The 17,418-nt window shown below is 70.5% G+C and carries 14 protein-coding genes and 8 pseudogenes; 2 read left to right on the plus strand and 20 right to left on the minus strand.

Annotated features, from left to right (window positions below; all coding sequences use genetic code 11):
• Nucleotides 1–38: 38 nt before the first annotated feature.
• The 6 genes and pseudogenes from ACSJDS_RS15655 to cobT form a co-directional block, all read right to left on the minus strand.
• Nucleotides 39–565 (minus strand): annotated as a pseudogene (locus ACSJDS_RS15655) (bifunctional adenosylcobinamide kinase/adenosylcobinamide-phosphate guanylyltransferase).
• The gene (locus tag ACSJDS_RS15660; RefSeq protein ID WP_473034066.1) at nt 562–684 is read right to left on the minus strand and encodes a hypothetical protein; all 123 of its coding nucleotides are present in this window, start codon (nt 682–684) and stop codon (nt 562–564) included. The pseudogene ACSJDS_RS15655 and the gene ACSJDS_RS15660 overlap by 4 nt, the downstream one beginning before the upstream one ends.
• 116 nt (nt 685–800) lie before the next feature.
• Nucleotides 801–1,652: pseudogene (locus tag ACSJDS_RS15665) on the minus strand (pyridoxal phosphate-dependent aminotransferase); the annotation flags it as partial.
• Nucleotides 1,649–2,430 (minus strand): annotated as a pseudogene (gene cbiB, locus ACSJDS_RS15670) (adenosylcobinamide-phosphate synthase CbiB). The pseudogenes cbiB and ACSJDS_RS15665, both read right to left, overlap by 4 nt.
• 8 nt (nt 2,431–2,438) lie before the next feature.
• Nucleotides 2,439–2,624, minus strand: coding sequence for a cobalamin biosynthesis protein (locus ACSJDS_RS15675; RefSeq protein WP_473034067.1), 186 nt, complete (start codon nt 2,622–2,624; stop codon nt 2,439–2,441).
• Nucleotides 2,621–3,680, minus strand: a pseudogene (gene cobT, locus ACSJDS_RS15680) (nicotinate-nucleotide--dimethylbenzimidazole phosphoribosyltransferase). The gene ACSJDS_RS15675 and the pseudogene cobT overlap by 4 nt, the downstream one beginning before the upstream one ends.
• Before the next feature lie 104 nt (nt 3,681–3,784).
• Between cobT and ACSJDS_RS15685 the strand changes: the two are divergent.
• Entirely contained in the window at nt 3,785–3,994 is a 210-nt protein-coding gene (locus ACSJDS_RS15685; RefSeq protein WP_473034068.1) for a hypothetical protein, read from the plus strand.
• 28 nt (nt 3,995–4,022) lie between these two features.
• Here ACSJDS_RS15685 and ACSJDS_RS15690 read toward each other — a convergent pair whose 3' ends face one another.
• From ACSJDS_RS15690 to ACSJDS_RS15715, 6 genes and pseudogenes are all read right to left on the minus strand, one after another.
• Nucleotides 4,023–4,583: an HAD family hydrolase gene (locus ACSJDS_RS15690; RefSeq protein WP_473034069.1), complete on the minus strand. Its 561-nt coding sequence runs from the start codon at nt 4,581–4,583 to the stop codon at nt 4,023–4,025.
• A gap of 77 nt (nt 4,584–4,660) precedes the next feature.
• Nucleotides 4,661–6,178 (minus strand): annotated as a pseudogene (locus tag ACSJDS_RS15695) (heavy metal translocating P-type ATPase); the annotation flags it as partial.
• Nucleotides 6,179–6,242: 64 nt separating this feature from the next.
• Entirely contained in the window at nt 6,243–6,383 is a 141-nt protein-coding gene (locus ACSJDS_RS15700; RefSeq protein WP_473034070.1) for a hypothetical protein, read from the minus strand.
• Nucleotides 6,380–8,898 (minus strand): annotated as a pseudogene (gene ctaD, locus ACSJDS_RS15705) (cytochrome c oxidase subunit I). Before ctaD ends, ACSJDS_RS15700 begins: the two are co-directional and overlap by 4 nt.
• Complete coding sequence (locus tag ACSJDS_RS15710; RefSeq protein ID WP_473034071.1) at nt 8,895–9,353, minus strand: c-type cytochrome; 459 nt, start codon at nt 9,351–9,353, stop codon at nt 8,895–8,897. The pseudogene ctaD and the gene ACSJDS_RS15710 overlap by 4 nt, the downstream one beginning before the upstream one ends.
• Nucleotides 9,350–9,874: a cytochrome c oxidase subunit II gene (locus tag ACSJDS_RS15715; protein WP_473034073.1), complete on the minus strand. Its 525-nt coding sequence runs from the start codon at nt 9,872–9,874 to the stop codon at nt 9,350–9,352. The genes ACSJDS_RS15710 and ACSJDS_RS15715 overlap by 4 nt, the downstream gene beginning before the upstream one ends.
• Nucleotides 9,875–9,958: 84 nt before the next feature.
• Between ACSJDS_RS15715 and ACSJDS_RS15720 the strand changes: the two genes are divergently transcribed.
• A complete protein-coding gene (locus ACSJDS_RS15720) occupies nt 9,959–10,474 on the plus strand; it encodes a DUF2231 domain-containing protein (RefSeq protein WP_473034074.1) in 516 nt (171 codons plus the stop codon).
• A 41-nt stretch (nt 10,475–10,515) separates the two neighbouring features.
• Here ACSJDS_RS15720 and ACSJDS_RS15725 read toward each other — a convergent pair whose 3' ends face one another.
• The 8 genes and pseudogenes from ACSJDS_RS15725 to ACSJDS_RS15760 form a co-directional block, all read right to left on the minus strand.
• Nucleotides 10,516–10,953: a CopD family protein gene (locus ACSJDS_RS15725; protein WP_473034075.1), complete on the minus strand. Its 438-nt coding sequence runs from the start codon at nt 10,951–10,953 to the stop codon at nt 10,516–10,518.
• A gap of 167 nt (nt 10,954–11,120) precedes the next feature.
• Nucleotides 11,121–12,071, minus strand: a complete 951-nt coding sequence (locus tag ACSJDS_RS15730) for an alcohol dehydrogenase catalytic domain-containing protein (protein ID WP_473034076.1) — start codon at nt 12,069–12,071, stop codon at nt 11,121–11,123.
• Nucleotides 12,072–12,330: 259 nt separating this feature from the next.
• Nucleotides 12,331–13,131 (minus strand): DUF2797 domain-containing protein, encoded by an 801-nt coding sequence (locus ACSJDS_RS15735; RefSeq protein ID WP_473035047.1) that lies wholly within the window; start codon nt 13,129–13,131, stop codon nt 12,331–12,333.
• Nucleotides 13,132–13,180: 49 nt separating this feature from the next.
• On the minus strand, nt 13,181–13,465 hold the full coding sequence (locus ACSJDS_RS15740) for a YeaC family protein (RefSeq protein ID WP_473034077.1): 285 nt from the start codon (nt 13,463–13,465) through the stop codon (nt 13,181–13,183).
• A gap of 12 nt (nt 13,466–13,477) precedes the next feature.
• Nucleotides 13,478–14,325: pseudogene (locus ACSJDS_RS15745) on the minus strand (rhomboid family intramembrane serine protease).
• 257 nt (nt 14,326–14,582) lie between these two features.
• Nucleotides 14,583–15,568: pseudogene (locus ACSJDS_RS15750) on the minus strand (metallophosphoesterase).
• 10 nt (nt 15,569–15,578) lie between these two features.
• Nucleotides 15,579–16,460, minus strand: a complete 882-nt coding sequence (locus ACSJDS_RS15755; RefSeq protein ID WP_473034078.1) for an NAD(+) kinase — start codon at nt 16,458–16,460, stop codon at nt 15,579–15,581.
• A gap of 59 nt (nt 16,461–16,519) precedes the next feature.
• Nucleotides 16,520–17,389: a carboxylate/amino acid/amine transporter gene (locus tag ACSJDS_RS15760; RefSeq protein ID WP_473034079.1), complete on the minus strand. Its 870-nt coding sequence runs from the start codon at nt 17,387–17,389 to the stop codon at nt 16,520–16,522.
• Between the last annotated feature and the right edge of the window lie 29 nt (nt 17,390–17,418).

A 17,418-nucleotide genomic window follows, 5' to 3' on the forward strand; every position in this document is an offset into this window, starting at 1 on the left:
CTCCCACAGGGTAAGTTCACGCCAGTCTGCGATGAACCTCATGCTTTCCACTCGATGGGCACGCCGGCCACTACCTCGATCACCCGGTCCGCCTCGGCGGCGAGGCGGCGGTGCAGGTGCTGCAGAAAGGCGATGTAGCGCCAGGTCTCGGCGTCGCGGGGTGGCAGGTCCTCGTTGAGGTCGTTGGAGACCACCACCAGGTCGAGGGGCCGGGCGCGGGCATCGGCCAGCAGGGCGACGAACTGCTCGAGCCCCTGATCGTGGCTGTATCGCGCCTCGTAGAGGGCGCGGCTGGCCCACAGGGTCAGGCAGTCGAGCAGCACGCAGGCGCCCGCCGGCATCTCCTCGAGGGCCTGGCCCAGCGCCAGGGGGGCCTCCCGGGTGAGCCAGCCCTCCCCCGCGTACGGCGGTGGCGCGCGATACGGGCGGCCATCTCGGAGTCGCTGGGGCGGGCGGTGGCCAGGTAGGCCCGCGGCCCGCCGCCCCGGCGCTGCCGCTCGCCCACCAGGCGCTCGGCCACCTCGCTCTTGCCCGAGCGCGCCCCGCCGCTGACGAAGGCGATCATGCCCCGGCCTCCTCGGCCAGCGCCGCCAGCAGCCGGTCGTTGTCGGCACGGTCGCGCAGCGCCAGGCGCAGCCAGCCGCCGTCGAGGCCGGCGAAGTTGTGGGTGTGGCGGGCCAGCATCCCGCGACGCAGCAGCCCCTCGAACAGTCCCGGGGTGGCCTGGGGCCCCCGGCGGGCTGGACCAGGAAGAAATTGGCACGGCTGGGCACGACCCGCAGGCCCTGCCCGGCGAGGCCCCGCTGCAGCCGGGGGTGCTCCGCCGCCAGCCAGCTGTGCATCCGGGTCATGAAGTCGTCATCGTCGAGCAGCGGCTCCACCAGCTCGGCGGCCAGGTGATTGACGCTCCAGGGCGGCTGATGGTCGCCGGCCCGGCGAAGGGTCTCGGCCCTCCCCAGCAGATAGCCCAGCCGCAGCCCCGGCAGCGTATAGCACTTGGTCAGCGAGCGCAGCAGCAGCAGGTGGGGAAAGCGCGAGAGCAGCGGCGTCAGGCGCTCGTCGTCCGGGGCGACGAAATCGATAAAGGCCTCGTCGACCACCACCCGGCAGCCGAGGGGCTCGGTCAGCGCCAGCAGCCGCTCGACGGCCTCGCGGGGCACCAGGGTGCCGGTGGGGTTGTTGGGCCGGCACAGGAACAGCACCCGACAGCCCGCCAGCTGCGCCGCGACCCGCTCGGGGTCGAGCCGGAAGTGCGGTGGGGTCAGCGCAATCGACGACACCGCCAGGCCGTGGGCGGCGCAGGCCCGGGCGTACTCGGCGAAGCTGGGTTCGACGATGGCCGCCCGGGTGCCGGCGTGCAGCGCTGCGGCGAGAAAGATCGCCTCGGCCCCGCCGTTGGTGAGCCGCACCTGATCGATTCCGACGCCCTCTCGACGGGCGATGGCGGCACGCGCCCGGGTGTAGTCCGGCGCCGGGTAGCGGGCAAGCCCCTGCACCAGCGCCGCGAGCCTCGCCGGCACCCAGGCCGGCGGCCCCAGGGGGTTGAGATTGGCGCTGAAGTCGATCAGCGGATGATCGGCGGGCAGCCCGAAGCGGCCCAGCAGCGCGGCGGCCTGGCCCCCGTGGGCCGGCCATGGCGGAGACGGGCTCATCGCAGCGCCTCCCTCAGCAGCACCCCGCCGGCCATGATCAGCAGGAAGAGCGCCCAGCCGGCGTGCATGTGGCGAATCGCCCGGTGAACATGGGCCACCCCCAGCGCCTCGTGAGGCTCCCCCAGGGTGGCACGGTGGGACGCCACGCCGGCGTAGCGGTTGGTGCCCCCCAGCTGAACGCCCAGCAGGCGCGCCATCATCGCCTCCGGCCAGCCGCTGTTGGGGCTGGGGTGACGCGGCGCCTCGCGCACCACCGCGGCCATGGCCCCACGCCGGCGAGCGCCGCCCACGGCCAGTCCCCCAGGCACATCGCCAGGGCGGTCAGCCGTGCCGGCAGCCAGTTGGCCAGGTCGTCGAGCCTGGCCGAGGCGTAGCCGAAGTCGGCATAGCGCGCACTGCGGTAGCCGACCATGGAGTCGAGGGTGTTGACCGCCTTGTAGGCTAGCGCCAGGGGCACCCCGCCGAGCAGGGCGAAGAACAGCGGCGCGGTGATACCGTCCACGCTGTTCTCGGCGACCGTCTCGACCGCGCCTCGGGTGATCTCGGCCTCCTCCAGCGCCTCGGTGTCGCGTCCCACCACCTGCCCCAGGGCCCGTCGCGCCTCGGTGAGATCGCCCCGGGCCAGCGGCAGCGCCACCGCCAGGGCGGCATCGCGCAGCCCCTTGATGGCCAGGGTGGTGGCCAGCAGCCACAGCTCGGCGGCCAGCGCCAGGCCCGGATGGAGGCGGGCGAGTCCCGCCAGCGCCAGCCAGGCGAGCAGGAAGACGCCCGCCACCACCAGCGCCGTCAGCAGGTAGCCCTTGCGTCGCCTGGCCCGGGGGAGCCGCGGTTCCAGGCCCGTTCCAGCCGGGCGATCACCGCGCCCATGCCCACCACCGGATGGGGCAGGCGCCGCGGGTCGCCGATCAGCAGATCCAGCAGGACGGCCGCGGCCACCAGGCCCAGCAGCGCCAGGGAGAGCGGCTCGGTCATCCCGCCCCGTCCGCCTCGCCGGCGTCGACGCCGGCCGTGTCGAAGGTGGCCATCTCACTCAGCATCCGGCTGGCCGACTCGAGCAGCGGGAAGGCCAGGGCCGCCCCGGTGCCCTCGCCCAGGCGCAGCTCCAGGTCGAGCAGGGGGTGAGCGCCGAGGGCGGCCAGGGCGTGGGCGTGCCCCGGCTCCCGGGAGCGATGGCCGAAGATCAGATAGTCGCGCACCGACGGGCTGAGTCGGCAGGCCAGCAGTGCCGCCGTGGTGGCGATGAAGCCGTCCACCAGCAGCGGCACCCGCCGCGCCGCGCCGCCCAGGTAGGCGCCGACCATGGCGGCGATCTCCAGGCCGCCCAGCTTCGCCAGCACCTCCAGGGATTGTCGGGATCCGGCGCCCGGGCCTCGATGGCCCGGGAAATGATCCTTCGCTTGTGGGCCAGGCGCTCCTCCACGAGCCCCGTGCCGGGCCCGGTCAGGCTGGCCACCGGCTTGCCGGTCAGCACCGCCAGCAGGGCGCTGCTGGCGGTGGTGTTGGCGATGCCCATCTCGCCGACGATCAGGCAGCGGCAGCCGGCATCGACGGCCCGCTCGGCGGCGCGGATGCCCGCCTCGATGGCGCGCTCGGCCTCGCTGGCGCTCATGGCATCCTGCTCGATGACATTGGCCGTGCCCAGGCGCACCTTCTCGTCGACGACCCCCACGGTCGGCAGCGCCTCGGCCACCCCCACGTCGATCACCTCGAGTCGCGCCCCGATCCCCCGGGCGAAGACATTGATCGCCGCCCCGCCGGCCACGAAGTTGGCCACCATCTGGGCGGTCACCGACGGGGGAAGGCGGAGACGCCCTCGACCGCCACGCCGTGGTCGGCGGCGAACACCAGCACCCCGGGAGGCGACACCCGCGGCAAGGGCTCGCCGGTCATAGTGGCCAGATTGACGGCCAGCGACTCCAGCTGTCCCAGGCTGCCCGGCGGCTTGGTCAGGCAATTGAGGTGGTCGACGACCTGGGGGACGATCGCCTTGTCGACCGGCCGAAGGCGCGCGATGGTCTCGATGAGCATAGGGGGCATCCTGCGTTGGCTCGAAAACGGCGCCCATCATAGCAAGCTCCCCCGCCGCCGACAGGCACCAGCGTCCCTGCGCCATAGGGAGACGCTCAAGACGCTTGCGTCGGGCTGCCTCCGGCGCCGCCCGCGGGGACCAGCGGCGGCTCGGCTGGCCGGCCCGAGCCAGTGCCCCGGTCGCCGGCGCCTGGCTCCAGGCCAGCCGCGCGGCGTTGCCCATCACGCTCAGCGAACTGGCCACCATGGCCAGCACCGCCACCAGGGGCGGGATCGTCATGCTCACCGCCAGCCCCAGCGCCAGCGCATTGTAGAGCGCCGAGAGCACCAGGTTCTGGCGCATCACCCGCCGCGTGCGCCGGGCCAGGCACCAGGCCTCCTCGACGCCGCCGATGCCCGATCGCAGCAGCACCACCGCCCCCCCTCCCGGGCCGCCGCGCTGGCCCCCAGGGGCGCCATGCCGACGCTGGCCGTGGCCAGGCCGAGGGCATCGTTGATGCCGTCACCCACGTAGAGGGACGGCTGGGGGAGCGCCTCGATCAGCGCCGCCTTGGCCTCGGGGGAGCGGCCGGGGAAGCACTCCGCCTCGCCCAGGCCCAGTGCCCGGCCCAGCCGCCGCACGGCCGGCGGACGATCGCCGCTGATCAGCGCCAGGGCAAGGCCGCCGCGGCGCAGCCGCGCCAGGGTCTCGGCGCTGCCGGGCAGCGCCGCCTCGCCCAGCAGGACGCTCCCCAGCCAGCGACCGTCGCAGGCCAGGGCCACCTCGCTGTCGCCTCCGGGTTCGTCCGCCGGCACGGCGATCCCCCGCTGCGCCAGCCAGGCCCGGCTCCCCAGGCACAGTTCGCGGCCGTCGACCAGCTGGACCCGGCGGCCGAGGCCGGCAATCTCCTGCTGACTGGCCACCTCGCCGGCCGCAGGCAGCCCCCATCGTGGGCCGCGCGCCCCAGGGCACGGGCCAGGGGGTGGTCGCTGCCCTGGGCCGCCAGGGCGGCCAGCGCCAGCAGCGGCTCCGCCTCGATGTCCGGCGCCGGCAGCAGCCGGGTGACGGCGGGCTCACCGGCGGTGAGGGTGCCGGTCTTGTCGAAGGCGGCCGAGCGCACCCGGGCCAGGGTCTCGAAGGCGGCGGGATCGCGAAACGCGATGCCCCGCTCCAGGGCGCGACCGCTGCCGGCGAGCCCGGCCAGAGGAATCGCCAGCCCCACGGCACAGGGGCAGGCCACCACCAGCACCGAGAGGGCACGCACCACCGCCTCCTCCGCCGGGATCCCGGCCAGCCAGGCGAGCAGCAGGGTCAGCCCGGCCAGCCCCACCGCCAGCGGGCTCAGCCAGGCGGCGAAGCGATCGGCGAGGCGCGCCAGCTCGCCCTTGCGGGCCTGCTGCCACCACATCTGCTCGCAGAGGCGGTCGAGCCGGCACTCACCGGCCTCGGCGCTGACCGTCATCTCCAGCGCCGCTCCCGCATTGCGGCAGCCGGCGGCCACCGCCTCGCCGGACAGCCGGCGCTGCGGGGCGCTCTCGCCGGTGAGCGGCGCCATGTCGAGCCGCGCCTCGTCCGAACGGAGGGTGCCATCCAGAGGGATGGGGGCCCCGGCCGCCACCCACAGCCGATCGCCGCGGCGCACCGCCTCCAGGGCGCAAGGCTGCCAGCGCCCCCCCTCCCATCGGCACACCTCGGCCGGGGGCTCATGCAGCGCCTGCAGGGCACGCAGCCCCCGGTGGCGGCAGAGGGTCTCCACCAGGCGCCCCACCAGCAGCAGGCCGATCAGCATCACGGCGGTATCGAAATAGACCTCCGCCGAGCCGCGCCCCAGCAGCCACACCGACACGGCCACCGCCCCCAGGGCGCCCAGCGAGACCAGGGCATCCATACCCGGCAGGCGCGCCCTGAGCGTGCGCCAGCCGGCGCGATAGAACGGCAGGCCTGCGTAGGCGACCACCGGCACCGAGAAGGCCCCCGACACCCAGGCCATTACCCGCTCCAGGTCGTCGTCGGGCAGGGCACCGGCGTAGATCAGCAGCGAGGCGAGCATGGTCCACATGCCGAAGGCCGCCGCCACCAGCAGCCGCAGGCTCAGGTAGCGGCTCTCCGCCTCCAGGCGCGCCTCGGCATCCCGCGCCGCCTCCGGCGGCGCCAGGCGGTAGCCGAGCCGCGCCACCGCCGGGGCCAGGCGCGCCTCCTCCAGCGCATCCGGCTCTCCGCTCACCAGCAGGGTCGCGCTGGGGTAGTGCAGGCTGGCCGAGTGGACGCCCGGCAGACGCCGCAGCTGCGCCTCCACCGCCAGCGCACAGCTGGTGCACCGCAGCCCCTGCACCGAGAACAGCGCCTCGCGAGAGGAAGTTCCCGACGCCGACGGCGCTACAGGCATGGCGGCACGGCGATCACCGGCACCCCGATGTAGAGCGTGCCCACCGCCGAGAAGGCGTAGAGCCAGGCGGCGACGCGCGCCACGTAGCAGCCGCGGCCGCTGGCGGCCCCGGCAACCTGCCAGCTGCGCCATGCCAGGGCGGCGAGCAGTGCCACGGTGGCCAGGGTGAGCAGGCCCAGCGCCAGGTTGATGGGAGTCAGCGCCCCCGCTCCGGCGCCGGGGGGGCCACCGCACAGGCTACGGACAGGCCGCCATAGACGATCACGAACCACAGGCTCCAGAGGGTCAGGCCGATGGCCAGATGCAGCGGATGGGTCAGCGGCAGGTTGGGTCTCATGCGCCACCTCCCAGCAGCGTCGGCAGCAGCCACAGCGATGCCGCCGATAGCCAGTAGGCCCCCAGCAGGTAGCGCCACAGCAGCACCACCACCCGCGGCTCGTAGGGCAGCTCGGCGCCGACGTAGCCGTAGCCGACCCGCAGCGCCTGCAGCAGAGCCAGCACCGTGGCCAGGCCGGCATGAATCATCAGGTAGATCAGCGCCACGCAGAGTACCGCATCGTGGGCATTGTCGGTGGGGGCGATCGGCGCCTGCCAGAGCAGCGCGATCACCCCCAGCAGGTGCAGCCCGCCCAGGGCCGCCACCGCGTAGAGCCCCGGGCCCAGCCCCCGGTCGCGGCGCTGGCAGAGCGCCCGAACCAGCCGCTCGAAGCCCAGCCAGCCCAGGGTGAGCAGCGCGCCGGCGGCGAGCAGCATCGATAGCGACAGCGGCGAGGCCTCGGGCATCCGCCATTCGGGCGAGACGGTCCACAGATAGAACCAGCCGAACAGCAGCGACAGCAGCAGCGAGCCGTTGGCCAGCAGCGCGATGCCCATGCACCAGCGCCCCGGGCCGTCCAGGGTGCGGGAGTGCAGCGGCGGGTAGCCCTCGGCCACCCGGCCGTCCGCGGCGGCGCGGGGGTGGGCGCCGTTCTCCCAGGACCAGCGCAGCAGCAGCAGCGTGGCTACCAGGGTGGCCAGGGCCGCCACCCAGTAGACCCGCACCAGCAGGCTGACGCACACCACCGCCAGGGCGGCGGCCGCCAGGAAGGGCCACCAGCTGCTGGTAGGAATATGGATCACCTCGCGCAGCTTGCCGGTCAGGGGATCGCTGCCCCAGAGCTCGCGGCGCCCGTAGGGGGCCCCGGGCAGGCCGTGCTCCCCGGCCGAGGTGCTGCGGGGCAGGTCCGGATCGTCCCAGAGCGGATGGCGACTGTGCACCGCCGGCAGACTGACCAGGTTATAGGGACTCGGCGGCATGGTGTTGACCCACTCCAGGGTATCGGCGCCCCAGGGGTTGCGCGGCGCCCGCCGGCCGAAGCGGAAGTGCAGGCCCAGATCCAGCAGCAGCATGGCAATGCCGGCCGACATCATGAAGCCCCCAGGGTCGAGATCAGGTTGAACAGCTCCCAGCCCATGCCGGCGTCGTAGGTATAGACACGCCGCGGCATGCCCAAGAGCCCGGTCCAGTGCATGATCAGGAAGGTCAGGTTGAAGCCGATGAAGGTCAGCCAAAACCCCCAGCGCCCCAGCCGTTCGTTGGGCAGCCGCCCGGAGAGCAGCGGCAGCCAGTAATAGGCCCCGGCGATCAGCGGGAAGAGCATGCCGCCAACCAGCACATAGTGCAGGTGGGCCACCACGAAGTGGGTGTCGTGGACCTGCCAGTTGAAGGGCACCAGCGCCAGCATCACGCCGGTCAGCCCGCCACAGACGAAGATCACCAGGAAGCCGACGATCCACAGCATCGGCAGGGTCATGCGCGGCCTGCCCAGCCACAGGGTGGCCAGCCAGGCGAAGATCTGGATGGCGGTGGGCACCGCCACCAGCATGCTGGCGGCGGAGAAGAAAGCCTGGGCGAGCTGCGGGATGCCCACCGTGAACATATGGTGCACCCAGAGCCCGAAGCTGACGAAGCCGGTGATGATCACTGCCGCCACCACCCAGCCATAGCCGACAATGGGGCGCCCGGCGAAGACCGGAATCAGGGTCGAGACGATCCCCGCCGCCGGCAGGAAGATGATGTACACCTCGGGGTGGCCGAACAGCCAGAACAGGTGCTGCCAAAGGATGGGATCGCCGCCGGCGGCCACCTCGAAGAACGGCATCCCGGCCGCCCGCTCCAGCTCCAGCAGGATGCTGGCGAGGATCAGCGGCGGGAAGCCCACCACGATCATCAGTGCCATGACCAGGATGTACCAGGCGAACAGCGGCATGCGCAGCAGCGACATGCCCTGGGTGCGGGTGCGCAGGATCGATACCACCAGCTCGACCCCCGCGGCCATGGCCGATATCTCGATGAAGGTGATGCCGAGCAGCCAGAAGTCGGAGCCCGGCCCCGGCGAGAACTCGCCGGAGCTCAGCGGGGTGTACATGAACCAGCCGCTGTCCGGCGCCATCTCCAGCAGCAGGCTGGAGAACAGGATGATGCCGCCGAACAGGTAGCACCAGTAGCCCAGGGCGGTGAGCCGGGGGCAGACCAGGTCGCGTGCGCCGATCATCTTGGGGATCATGTAGATCGCCAGCCCCTCGAGCATGGGGATGGCGAACAGGAACATCATCACCGTGCCGTGCATGGTGGTGACCTGGTTATAGATCTCCGGCGACAGGAAGGCCTGGTCGGGGAACGCCAGCTGGGTGCGCACCAGCATCGCCAGCACCCCGCCGAGCAGGAAGAAGACCAGGCCGGTGGCCATGAAGCGCAGGCCCAGGGTGGTATGATTGACGATGGTCAGGGCCCGCAGGCCGCGGGGGTTGCCCCACACTTCCTCCATGTTGCGATGCAGCTCTGCGGGGTCGCGACGGGCGGTCTCGCTCATGGTTGCAGGGTCTCCAGCCAGGCGCCGATCTGCTCCAGGGTCTCGGCGTCGATGTCGTCATGGGCGGGCATGCGGTTACCGGGCTTGAGGTCCTGATGGCGCTGCAGCCACTCGCCGATGGCGCCCTCCTGCATGGCCATCACCCCCGCCCCTAGGGTGGCGCGCGCGCCCACATCGCTCAGGTCGGGGCCCAGGTTACCCTCGCTGACACCGGCGACACGATGGCAATCCGCGCAGTGCTCACGGAAGTGTTCCCGCGACTCGGCGTGCTCCGGTACCGTCTCTGGCTCGGGCTGCCGCGCCGCCAGCCAGTCCTCGACGTCGTCTCTCGGCATCGCCTCCACGTGGAGGCGCATATGGGCATGCTGGGCGCCACAGAACTCGGCGCACTGGGCACCGAAGACGCCGGCCTGGTCGGCCTCCAGGCGAATCCGGTTGGTGCGGCCGGGAATCATGTCGATCTTGCCCCCAGGCGCGGAATCCAGAAAGAGTGGATCACGTCGGCCCCGGTGACCTGAAAGTCCACCGGCTCGCCCGCCGGCATCACCAGCTGGTTGGCAGTCACCACCTCGCCGCCCTCGGCGTCGGGGTAGCGCACCTCCCACCACCACTGGTGCCCCACCACCTTGATGACCATCGGCGACTCGCCGCCGGGCAGCGGCAGCATCCGTTGGCCTGCCGGCACCCCCCAGGCCAGCAGAACGACGATGGTCACCCCAGGCAGCAGGATGCCGCCGCCGATCACCCAGCGCCGGGCGATGCGGCGTTCCTGCTCGGCGCTGAGCTCGGGGCGCTCGCCGCGGCGAAAGGCGTAAAGCCACAGCCCCACCACCGCCACGAATACCAGGGTGAAGAAGGCCAGCATGCCCCACCACACCAGGGCCACGTCACGGGCCGCCGGCCCGGCGGGGTCGAGGATCGAGGTGTCGCCGCTGCAGCCGGCCAGGCCGACCATCAGCGGCAGCGCCCAGAGCACCGGGCGTTGGCCAGGCGACTTGACCCCGGCTCGGACGGCGCCTTGAATGCGAAGACAGACACTGTCACGACCCGGAGAGGCTCCATGGCCAGGACACGTCAGCGCGCGACCCAAACGCCCAAGGGCACGGTGTATCACACCATCAAGAGCCACGCTGCCATCGCCGGTCATCCCCTGCACCCGGTGATGATCCACTTCCCGGTGGCGATGCTGATAGCCCTGGTGGCCAGCGATCTGGGCTATCTCTACACCGGCGATCCCTTCTGGGCGCGAACCGGCCTGTGGCTGGCCGGGGTGGGCGCCTTCGGCGGCTGGATCGCCAGCATCGCGGGGCTGATCGACCTGACCACCATCAAGGAGGTGCGGCGCCTGGTGGCCGGCTGGTGTCACGCCATCGTCGCGGTGATGATGCTGTCGCTGGCGTCGCTGAACTGGCTGCTGCGCTTTCACGATCCCAGCGCCATCCTCCCCTGGGGGCTCGGGCTGTCGCTGCTGACCGCCGGGCTGGTCGCCCTGGCCGGCTTTCTCGGCGGCCAGCTGGTCTACGAGCACGCCGTGGGCGTCGACCTGGAGCACGCCCTTAAGGAGCGTCAGGAATGAGGAGCGCCCGGCCCGACGGCCGGGCGGTGTCTGCCGGAGTTTCATGGCATCCCTCCCGTCCAATCCAGCGGCTTGACCAGCACCAGCCCGATCACCACCAGCATGCTCAGCCCCGCCAGCAGCGCGCAGCCCAGGGCCCCGACACCCAGCCAGCGCTCGCTGCCCGCCTCCAGGCGCAGGATCAGCCAGCCCAGCAGCACATGGCTGACCACCATGCCGCTGACCGCCACCAGCTTGCCGATGAGCCAGCCGCCCAGCAGGCCATGCAGCAGGAACAGCAGCGTGCCCGAGGCGATGGCGACCAGCGCCGCCGGGGTGGTCAGACCGTTGAACAAGGCGCGTGGTAAGGGCGGGGCATCGCTGCCGAAGCTGGCATCTCGATGCTGAGACAGGCTCTGGGTGAGCAGCGCGGGGAGATACAGCAGCGTCCCGCACCAGATGACCAGAGCAACGATGTGCAGAAACTTTAGCCAGGGCATAGCAGCTTCCTTGCACGGTGACTGATATCGACGGTGCCGACTCTGTTCACCCTAGCCAAGGGGCCCGTCCAGGACCAGGCAGGCTGTCAACGGCAAGCCTGCGGAGCGGCCGGCGCCAGGCTCAGGGCATCAGCACGGCGGCCCCGGAGAGTCGCCCATGACGCAGGTCATCCAGCGCTTGATTGGCCTGGTCGAGCGGATAGGCACGGGTCTCGGTGCGAATCGGCACGCGGGGTGCCAACCGCAGGAAGGCCTCGCCGTCGCCACGGGTAAGGTTGGCCACTGAGCGGACGCTGCGCTCCTGCCACAGCAGCCGATAGGGAAAGGCCGGGATGTCGGACATATCGAATCCCGCCCGATACCACCGCGCCTCCCGGTCGCACATGCGAGAGCGCCGTGGGGATGAGCTCGCCCACCGGGGCGAACAGCAGGGCCGCATCCAGCGGCTCAGGTGGCGCCTGGTCGCTGCCACCCGCCCAGACCGCACCCAGCCGCCGGGCGAAGTCCTGGGCGGCGCTGTCGCCGGGGCGGGTGAAGGCATACACCGCCTGCCCCTTGGCCACGGCCAGCTGGGCGAGGATATGGGCGGCGGCGCCAAAGCCGTAGATGCCGAGCCGCCGCGGCGCCTCCCCGCCCGCCAGCCGCCAGGTACGGTAGCCAATCAGGCCGGCACAGAGCAGCGGTGCGGCCGCCTGAGGGTCTTCGGCTTCCAGAGGAAAGCAGTAGCGGGCATCGGCGACACCGTATTCGGCGTAGCCGCCGTCGCGGGTGTAGCCGGTGAAGGCGGCGCGCTCGCAGAGGTTCTCGTCGCCGCGCCGACAGGGCTCGCACTCGCCGCAGGTCCAGCCCAGCCAGGGCACCCCCACCCGCTGCCCGACTCGCAGCGCCTCGACACCCTCCCCCAGGACGGTGATCTCGCCGACGATCTCGTGGCCGGGAATCAGCGGCAGCGTCGGCTCGCTGAGTTCTCCGTCCACCACGTGCAGGTCGGTGCGGCAGACGCCGCAGGCCAGTACCCGAAACTGCACCTCGCCCGGACCGGGGTCGGGGCGGGGAATCCGCTCCAGCACCAGCGGCTGGCCCGGGGCCTGCAGGCGCATCGCGCGCATCTCGCTCATGGTTGAGCTCCTGCCAAAACCTCATGTTCGATACTGGGCTCGCACGACAAGAAGCACTCACGACAATGGGTGATGTCTGCTGTGGGAGGCCGGTTTACCGGGCGAAGCAGCGCGTAGCGCTGCCAGTAAGGGGCACCTGCGGTGCCTTCGCGCGGCGGAGCCGCCCTCCCACAGGTAATGTCTTCCCAGCGAAAAGCTGCCCGATTGGAAAGCGTTGCGTCATGCGATCACCCTGGCTGTCGACAGGATAGTCCAGCATTCAGGCGGCCACCGCCACCTCGTAGCCGGTGAACTTGCGCAGGTTGATCACCCCGCTGTCGAGGATCAGGTACTGGCCCTTGAGGCCCAGCAGGGTCCCGGCGACCTCGGGCTGCTTGTCGAAGTTGTGGGAGACGATCTTGGCGGGAAACTCCAGCACCGGGTAATCGAAGCTCACCGGCGCTGCGTCCAGCGGACGAATAGCCGCCTCGCCGAAGCGCTCGCGCAGGTTGTCCAGCCCTCCCGCCAGACGGGCCAGCAGCCGGTCGCGCTCGGCGGGGAGATCCAGCATCCGGGTCTCGCCCTTGAGCATGGTCCGCCAGTTGGTGCGATCGCTCACCTCCTCCTTGAACAGCACCTCGACGAAGCCCGACTGCTGGCGGGTCTCCACCTCGAGGATCGGCAGCGCCTGCACGGCCCCCTGGTCGAGCCAGCGGGTCGGCACCTGGGTGCCGCGGGTGATCCCCACCTTGAGGCCGGAGGCGTTGGCCAGGTAGATCACATGGGGCTGGAAGCAGTGGCGCTCGCCCCAGTCGGGCTCGCGACAAGTCCCCTCGAAGTAGTGGCAGAGCTCCGGCTTCATGATGCAGGTGTCGCACTGGGCGAGCCGCTTGAAGCAGGGATAGCAGTAGCCCTGGGCAAAGCTCTTCCGGGTGGCGCGCCCGCAGTGGGTGCAGGCGATGGCGCCGCTCCAGGTCAGCCGCAGCGGCCGACCCAGCCAGGCGTTGAGATCCAGTCGGTGCTCACCGGCGCGCAGGGTATAGCGCGCCGCTTCGCCCGGGGCGCCGGGCTCGATGTACATCTTGCGCAGACAGCCCTGCAGCGGCTCCGTCGCTGCGATCTGCCGGTCATCAGTCACGGGTGGCGTCCCGGGCCAGGCCGGCCAGCTCCGGCGGCACGTCGGCCCCACTGCTGGCGCTGCCGCAGGTGCGCTGCTCCAGGTAGCCCACCCGCTGCTCCTCGGGCACCCGGCTCTCCACCTCGTAGCGCATCACCGCCTCCAGGCATAGCTCGGTCTGCTCCGCGGTCAGCCGGCGCCCATCGGGCCATTTGCGCAGGGAGACCGCCTGCTTGAGGCTCTCGTAGATGCTCGGGGTCATCTGCTGGATCATGCGCTCGAAGGTCATATCGCTCATGGCGTCATCCTGTCACTGTCGAAATCGGGCCTGGCTCGAATCGTACCAGCCCATCGCCAGGCCCACGACCAGCCCACCCAGGTGGGCCTCGTTGGCCACGTTGCCGAAGCCCACCGCGCCGGCGGCGTCGGTCATGGTGAAGACCATCCAGCCGAGCATGAACACCACCAGCATCTGCGGCACGAAGAAGCCGCTGTGCGGGGCGCGGCGCGACATCAGCCACACATAGCCGAGCAGCGCGTAGTCGACGCCGGACATGCCCCAAACAGCACCGTACCGGTGGCGTACTGGGCCAGGTTGGCCCCGATCCCGGCCACCAGCAGGATCATCAGCATGCGCCGCGAGCCGTGGAAGGCCTCGACCTGGCGGCCGAAATACCACAGCCACAGCATGTTGAAGATCAGGTGCATCCAGCCAAAGTGCAGAAAGGCCGGCGACAGCAGCCGCCACACCTGGCCGGAGGTCAGCGCATCGCCGAGGCTGCCGAAAGCGAGACTACCGTTGACGATACCGATGGGCACGATGGTGAGCATGGCCACCACGATGTCGCCCATGATCGCCATCAGCGCGAACACCAGCAGACACAGCGCCAGGGTGGTGGCACAGACCGGCGCCTGACGAAAGGGCACCGCCAGCGAGGCGCCGCCTGCCGGCTGGCGCCGCCGCTCGGGCATGACCCGCTCGCCGCGCTGCCAGCGTGTCAACAGCTGCATCATGGCCTCGTGCTGGTCGGGGTCGGCCAGCCAAAGCACCTGCCCCTCGGCTTCCTCGGTGAAACGATGACCGATGCGATGGGCCCACAGCGCCTGGCGCAGATCGCGGGTGTCGATATCGTGGGGAAACAGCATGACGCGATACATGAGCTCTCCCTGAGATTGGCGTCTAATCCCATCATGCGGCGAGTGGGGCGACACCACAATGAGTCAGCATATCAGCGGGAGTCAGCATAAAACCCGCACGCAGAAAAAATCCGGCGGAAGGGGGGCCGCCGGACAAGAGCAAGGGATCATTCAAGGGAACACCTACTCTGATGGGCATCGCCCCGGGAAGTTCACGCCGGGATAAAAAAATCATGTAATAAATTGTATGCTGGGCTAGGTCACTTGCACGCAACGCATCAGTCGAACTCGATCTCCCAGGGGCAGGGTCGCGCCTCCTCTTCCCGAGGCACCCGCACCCAGACGAAGTGATTGGCATCCAGACGCGACTCGCCGCTCCAGCGGTAGGCCACCAGGCGCCCGAACTTCACCGCGCTGTAGTCCAGGCAGGCCACGTTGGCGGTAGGCAGCGCGGGTATGCCCTCGCACCAGTAGTGACCGATGAACAGCGGCCGCTCGCCGGGACCATCGAAGCTCAGCCGAGCCCGCTCCTCGTCGGTCAGTGGCCGCTGCTCCAGATCGCCGGGGAGGTTGTCGGGCTGGAAGACCACGTCGCCCAGGTGACCGGAGCCCGGGCCCAGAAGTGGGCGCGAAAGCTGCGCCGGGTGAAGCCGTCGCCGGAGTGAATCTCGGTGCCTCGGGGCAGCGGAATGTGGGTGCCCCGGGTCAGGCGGTCGAGGATGCGAAACGCCTGGGTCGAGGGGTCCACCGAGGCCTCCAGGAAGCGCTCGTCGATGCGCCCGTCGGGGCGCTCGCGGCACAGGGCATCGATCAGCGACTGGTCCCAGCAGGCGTGGACCACGCGCAGGCCGGCAAACTCCAGGAACAGCGGAATCTCCAGGAACCAGGCCAGGGTATCCTCCCACTCGGCAGGATGATCGCGGTACTGATCCAGGGTTTCCTTGATGATGCGGTTGTGGCGCGGCGAGTGGTCGCGCAGCCATTCCCGCCCCAGACGGCGCGGGGCCCGATGGCAGTAGGCCAGGGCGTTGTATTCGTGGTTGCCCATGACGATATGGGCCTCGCCCTCCTCTACCATGCGCCGAGCGATGGTCACCGCCAGCCGAATGCGCGGGCCGCGGTCGATCAGATCGCCGAGGAAGATGACCCGCCGTCGCGGATGGCGGTAGACGCCGCCACGCTGGTGATAGCCGAGCTTCTCCAGCAGCGCGGCCAAGGTGGCACCGCAGCCGTGCACGTCGCCGATCAGGTCGTAGCCTTCGATTGCCGTCACCTCAGTCCCCCAGGCGGTTGCTCCAGCCCAGCTTGCTGCGCAGGACTTCATAAAAGTTGTGTCCCAGCGGATGCACCAGCTGCACCCGCTGGGGCTTGCGGCGCACCACCAGCACATCATCGGGCTTGGCCACCGCGCGGGTCTGGCCGTCGCAGCTGATATGCGGATAGGTCTGGTTGGTCTCACCGATATGCACGCGGATTTCGCTGGCGGCATCGATGACGATGGGTCGGCTGGAGAGGGTGTGCGGGAACATCGGCACCAGCTCGATGACGTCGAGCTTGGGATGCATGATGGAGCCGCCGCCGGAGAGCGAGTAGGCGGTAGAGCCGGTGGGCGTGGCCATGATCAGGCCGTCGCTGCGCTGGCTATAGACGAACTGACCGTCGATGAACAGCTCGAACTCGATCATGCGCACCGCCTTGCCCGGGTGCAGCACCACCTCGTTGAGCGCGTCGCCGCTGCCGACCAGGGTATCGCCGCGATAGAGCTCTGCATCCAGCAGGAAGCGCTCCTCCACCTCGTACTGCCCGGCCAGCACGTGGCCGACCCGCTCCTCCAGCTCGTCCGGGGAGATATCGGTGAGAAACCCCAGCCGTCCACGATTGACGCCCAGCACCAGGGTGCCGCTGTGACAGAGGGTGCGCGCCGCCCCCAGCAGGCTGCCGTCGCCCCCCACCACGATAACCAGGTCGCACAGCTCGCCCAGGGTGCGTCGACTGGCCTCGGGATGGCCGTGGTCGAGCAGCACCGTCGCGGTGCGATCCTCGACGATGACGTGATAGCCCGCTTCGTCGAGGAAGTGCATCAGCCGTTTGAGGGTATCGACCACCTTGGCGCTGCCCAGGCGGCCGATCAGCCCGATATTCTTGAAGGATTGCATTCCCTGGCCTCTCGGATCACGGCCGCTCATTATGGCGGCTGGCCGCGGGCCCAGCAAACTCAAGCCGCAGCCGGCACCCGCCGGCGAAGCCACCATTCGTTGAGCAGCAGCGAGCCGACGATGATCGCGCCGCCCAGCGCCAGGCGGACCAGGTCGGCGTCGCGGTTCCAGATCACCAGGTTGACCAGCAGACCGGCGGGAATCAGGGCGTTGTTCATGATCGCCAGCGCTCCGGCGTCGACCCGGGTGGCCCCCAGGTTCCACAGGAAGTAGCCCAGGCCCGAGGCCACCAGTCCCAACCAGGCCAGCACCCCCCACTGCACGCCGGTGGTGGGCATGGCGCCTGCGTTGCCGAGCAGCGCGAAGGCCGGCAGCGCCACGGCCATGGCGCCCAGATAGAACCAGGCGAAGACGCTGTAGCGTGGCAGCGACGCCGGCAGCTCGGCGGAGAGCCGCCGATAGCCCACCTGTCCCAGGGCGAAGCAGAGGTTGGCTCCCTGCACCACCAGAAAGCCGAGCCAGAAGTCGCCGCTGACCCCGTCGTAACGGATCACCGCCGCGCCCAGCACGGCCAGGGCGGCGGTGAGCAGGTAGAAGGGGGTGAAGCGCCCGAACAGGGCGTCGTCGAGCAGCGCCACATAGAGCGGCGTGAAGATGGTGAACAGCAGCACCTCCGGCACCGAGAGCAGCAGGAAGGACTGATAGAAGAAGATATACATCGCGCCCAGCTGGACGGCCCCCAGGGCCATCAGCGCCAGGCGCTGGCGGCCCTTGAGCAGCGCGGGGCGCAGAAAGGGCAGGAATACCAGCGCCGCCAGCGCCACCCGCACCAGCACCGCGAAGTAGCTGTCCACCTGGCCGGCCAGGTAGACGCCGATCAGCGAGAACGAGAAGGCCCAGAGGGCGGTGACGCCGATGAGATAGCCCACGGTTAACTCCAGTCAAAAAATCAGGTTGA

It is taken from the genome of Halomonas sp. SL18_1 (genome assembly GCF_055755715.1).

What these genes read in the sequence shown, in the direction of transcription:
- ACSJDS_RS15730 (WP_473034076.1), bottom strand. Translation starts at nt 12,071, where the DNA reads ATGAGCGAGATGCGCGCGATGCGCCTGCAGGCCCCGGGCCAGCCGCTG.
- ACSJDS_RS15700 (WP_473034070.1), bottom strand. Translation starts at nt 6,383, where the DNA reads ATGAGACCCAACCTGCCGCTGACCCATCCGCTGCATCTGGCCATCGGC.
- ACSJDS_RS15720 (WP_473034074.1), top strand. Translation starts at nt 9,959, where the DNA reads ATGGCCAGGACACGTCAGCGCGCGACCCAAACGCCCAAGGGCACGGTG.
- ACSJDS_RS15755 (WP_473034078.1), bottom strand. Translation starts at nt 16,460, where the DNA reads ATGCAATCCTTCAAGAATATCGGGCTGATCGGCCGCCTGGGCAGCGCC.
- ACSJDS_RS15660 (WP_473034066.1), bottom strand. Translation starts at nt 684, where the DNA reads ATGCTGGCCCGCCACACCCACAACTTCGCCGGCCTCGACGGCGGCTGG.
- ACSJDS_RS15710 (WP_473034071.1), bottom strand. Translation starts at nt 9,353, where the DNA reads ATGATTCCCGGCCGCACCAACCGGATTCGCCTGGAGGCCGACCAGGCC.
- ACSJDS_RS15740 (WP_473034077.1), bottom strand. Translation starts at nt 13,465, where the DNA reads ATGAGCGATATGACCTTCGAGCGCATGATCCAGCAGATGACCCCGAGC.
- ACSJDS_RS15735 (WP_473035047.1), bottom strand. Translation starts at nt 13,131, where the DNA reads ATGTACATCGAGCCCGGCGCCCCGGGCGAAGCGGCGCGCTATACCCTG.
- ACSJDS_RS15675 (WP_473034067.1), bottom strand. Translation starts at nt 2,624, where the DNA reads ATGACCGAGCCGCTCTCCCTGGCGCTGCTGGGCCTGGTGGCCGCGGCC.
- ACSJDS_RS15725 (WP_473034075.1), bottom strand. Translation starts at nt 10,953, where the DNA reads ATGCCCTGGCTAAAGTTTCTGCACATCGTTGCTCTGGTCATCTGGTGC.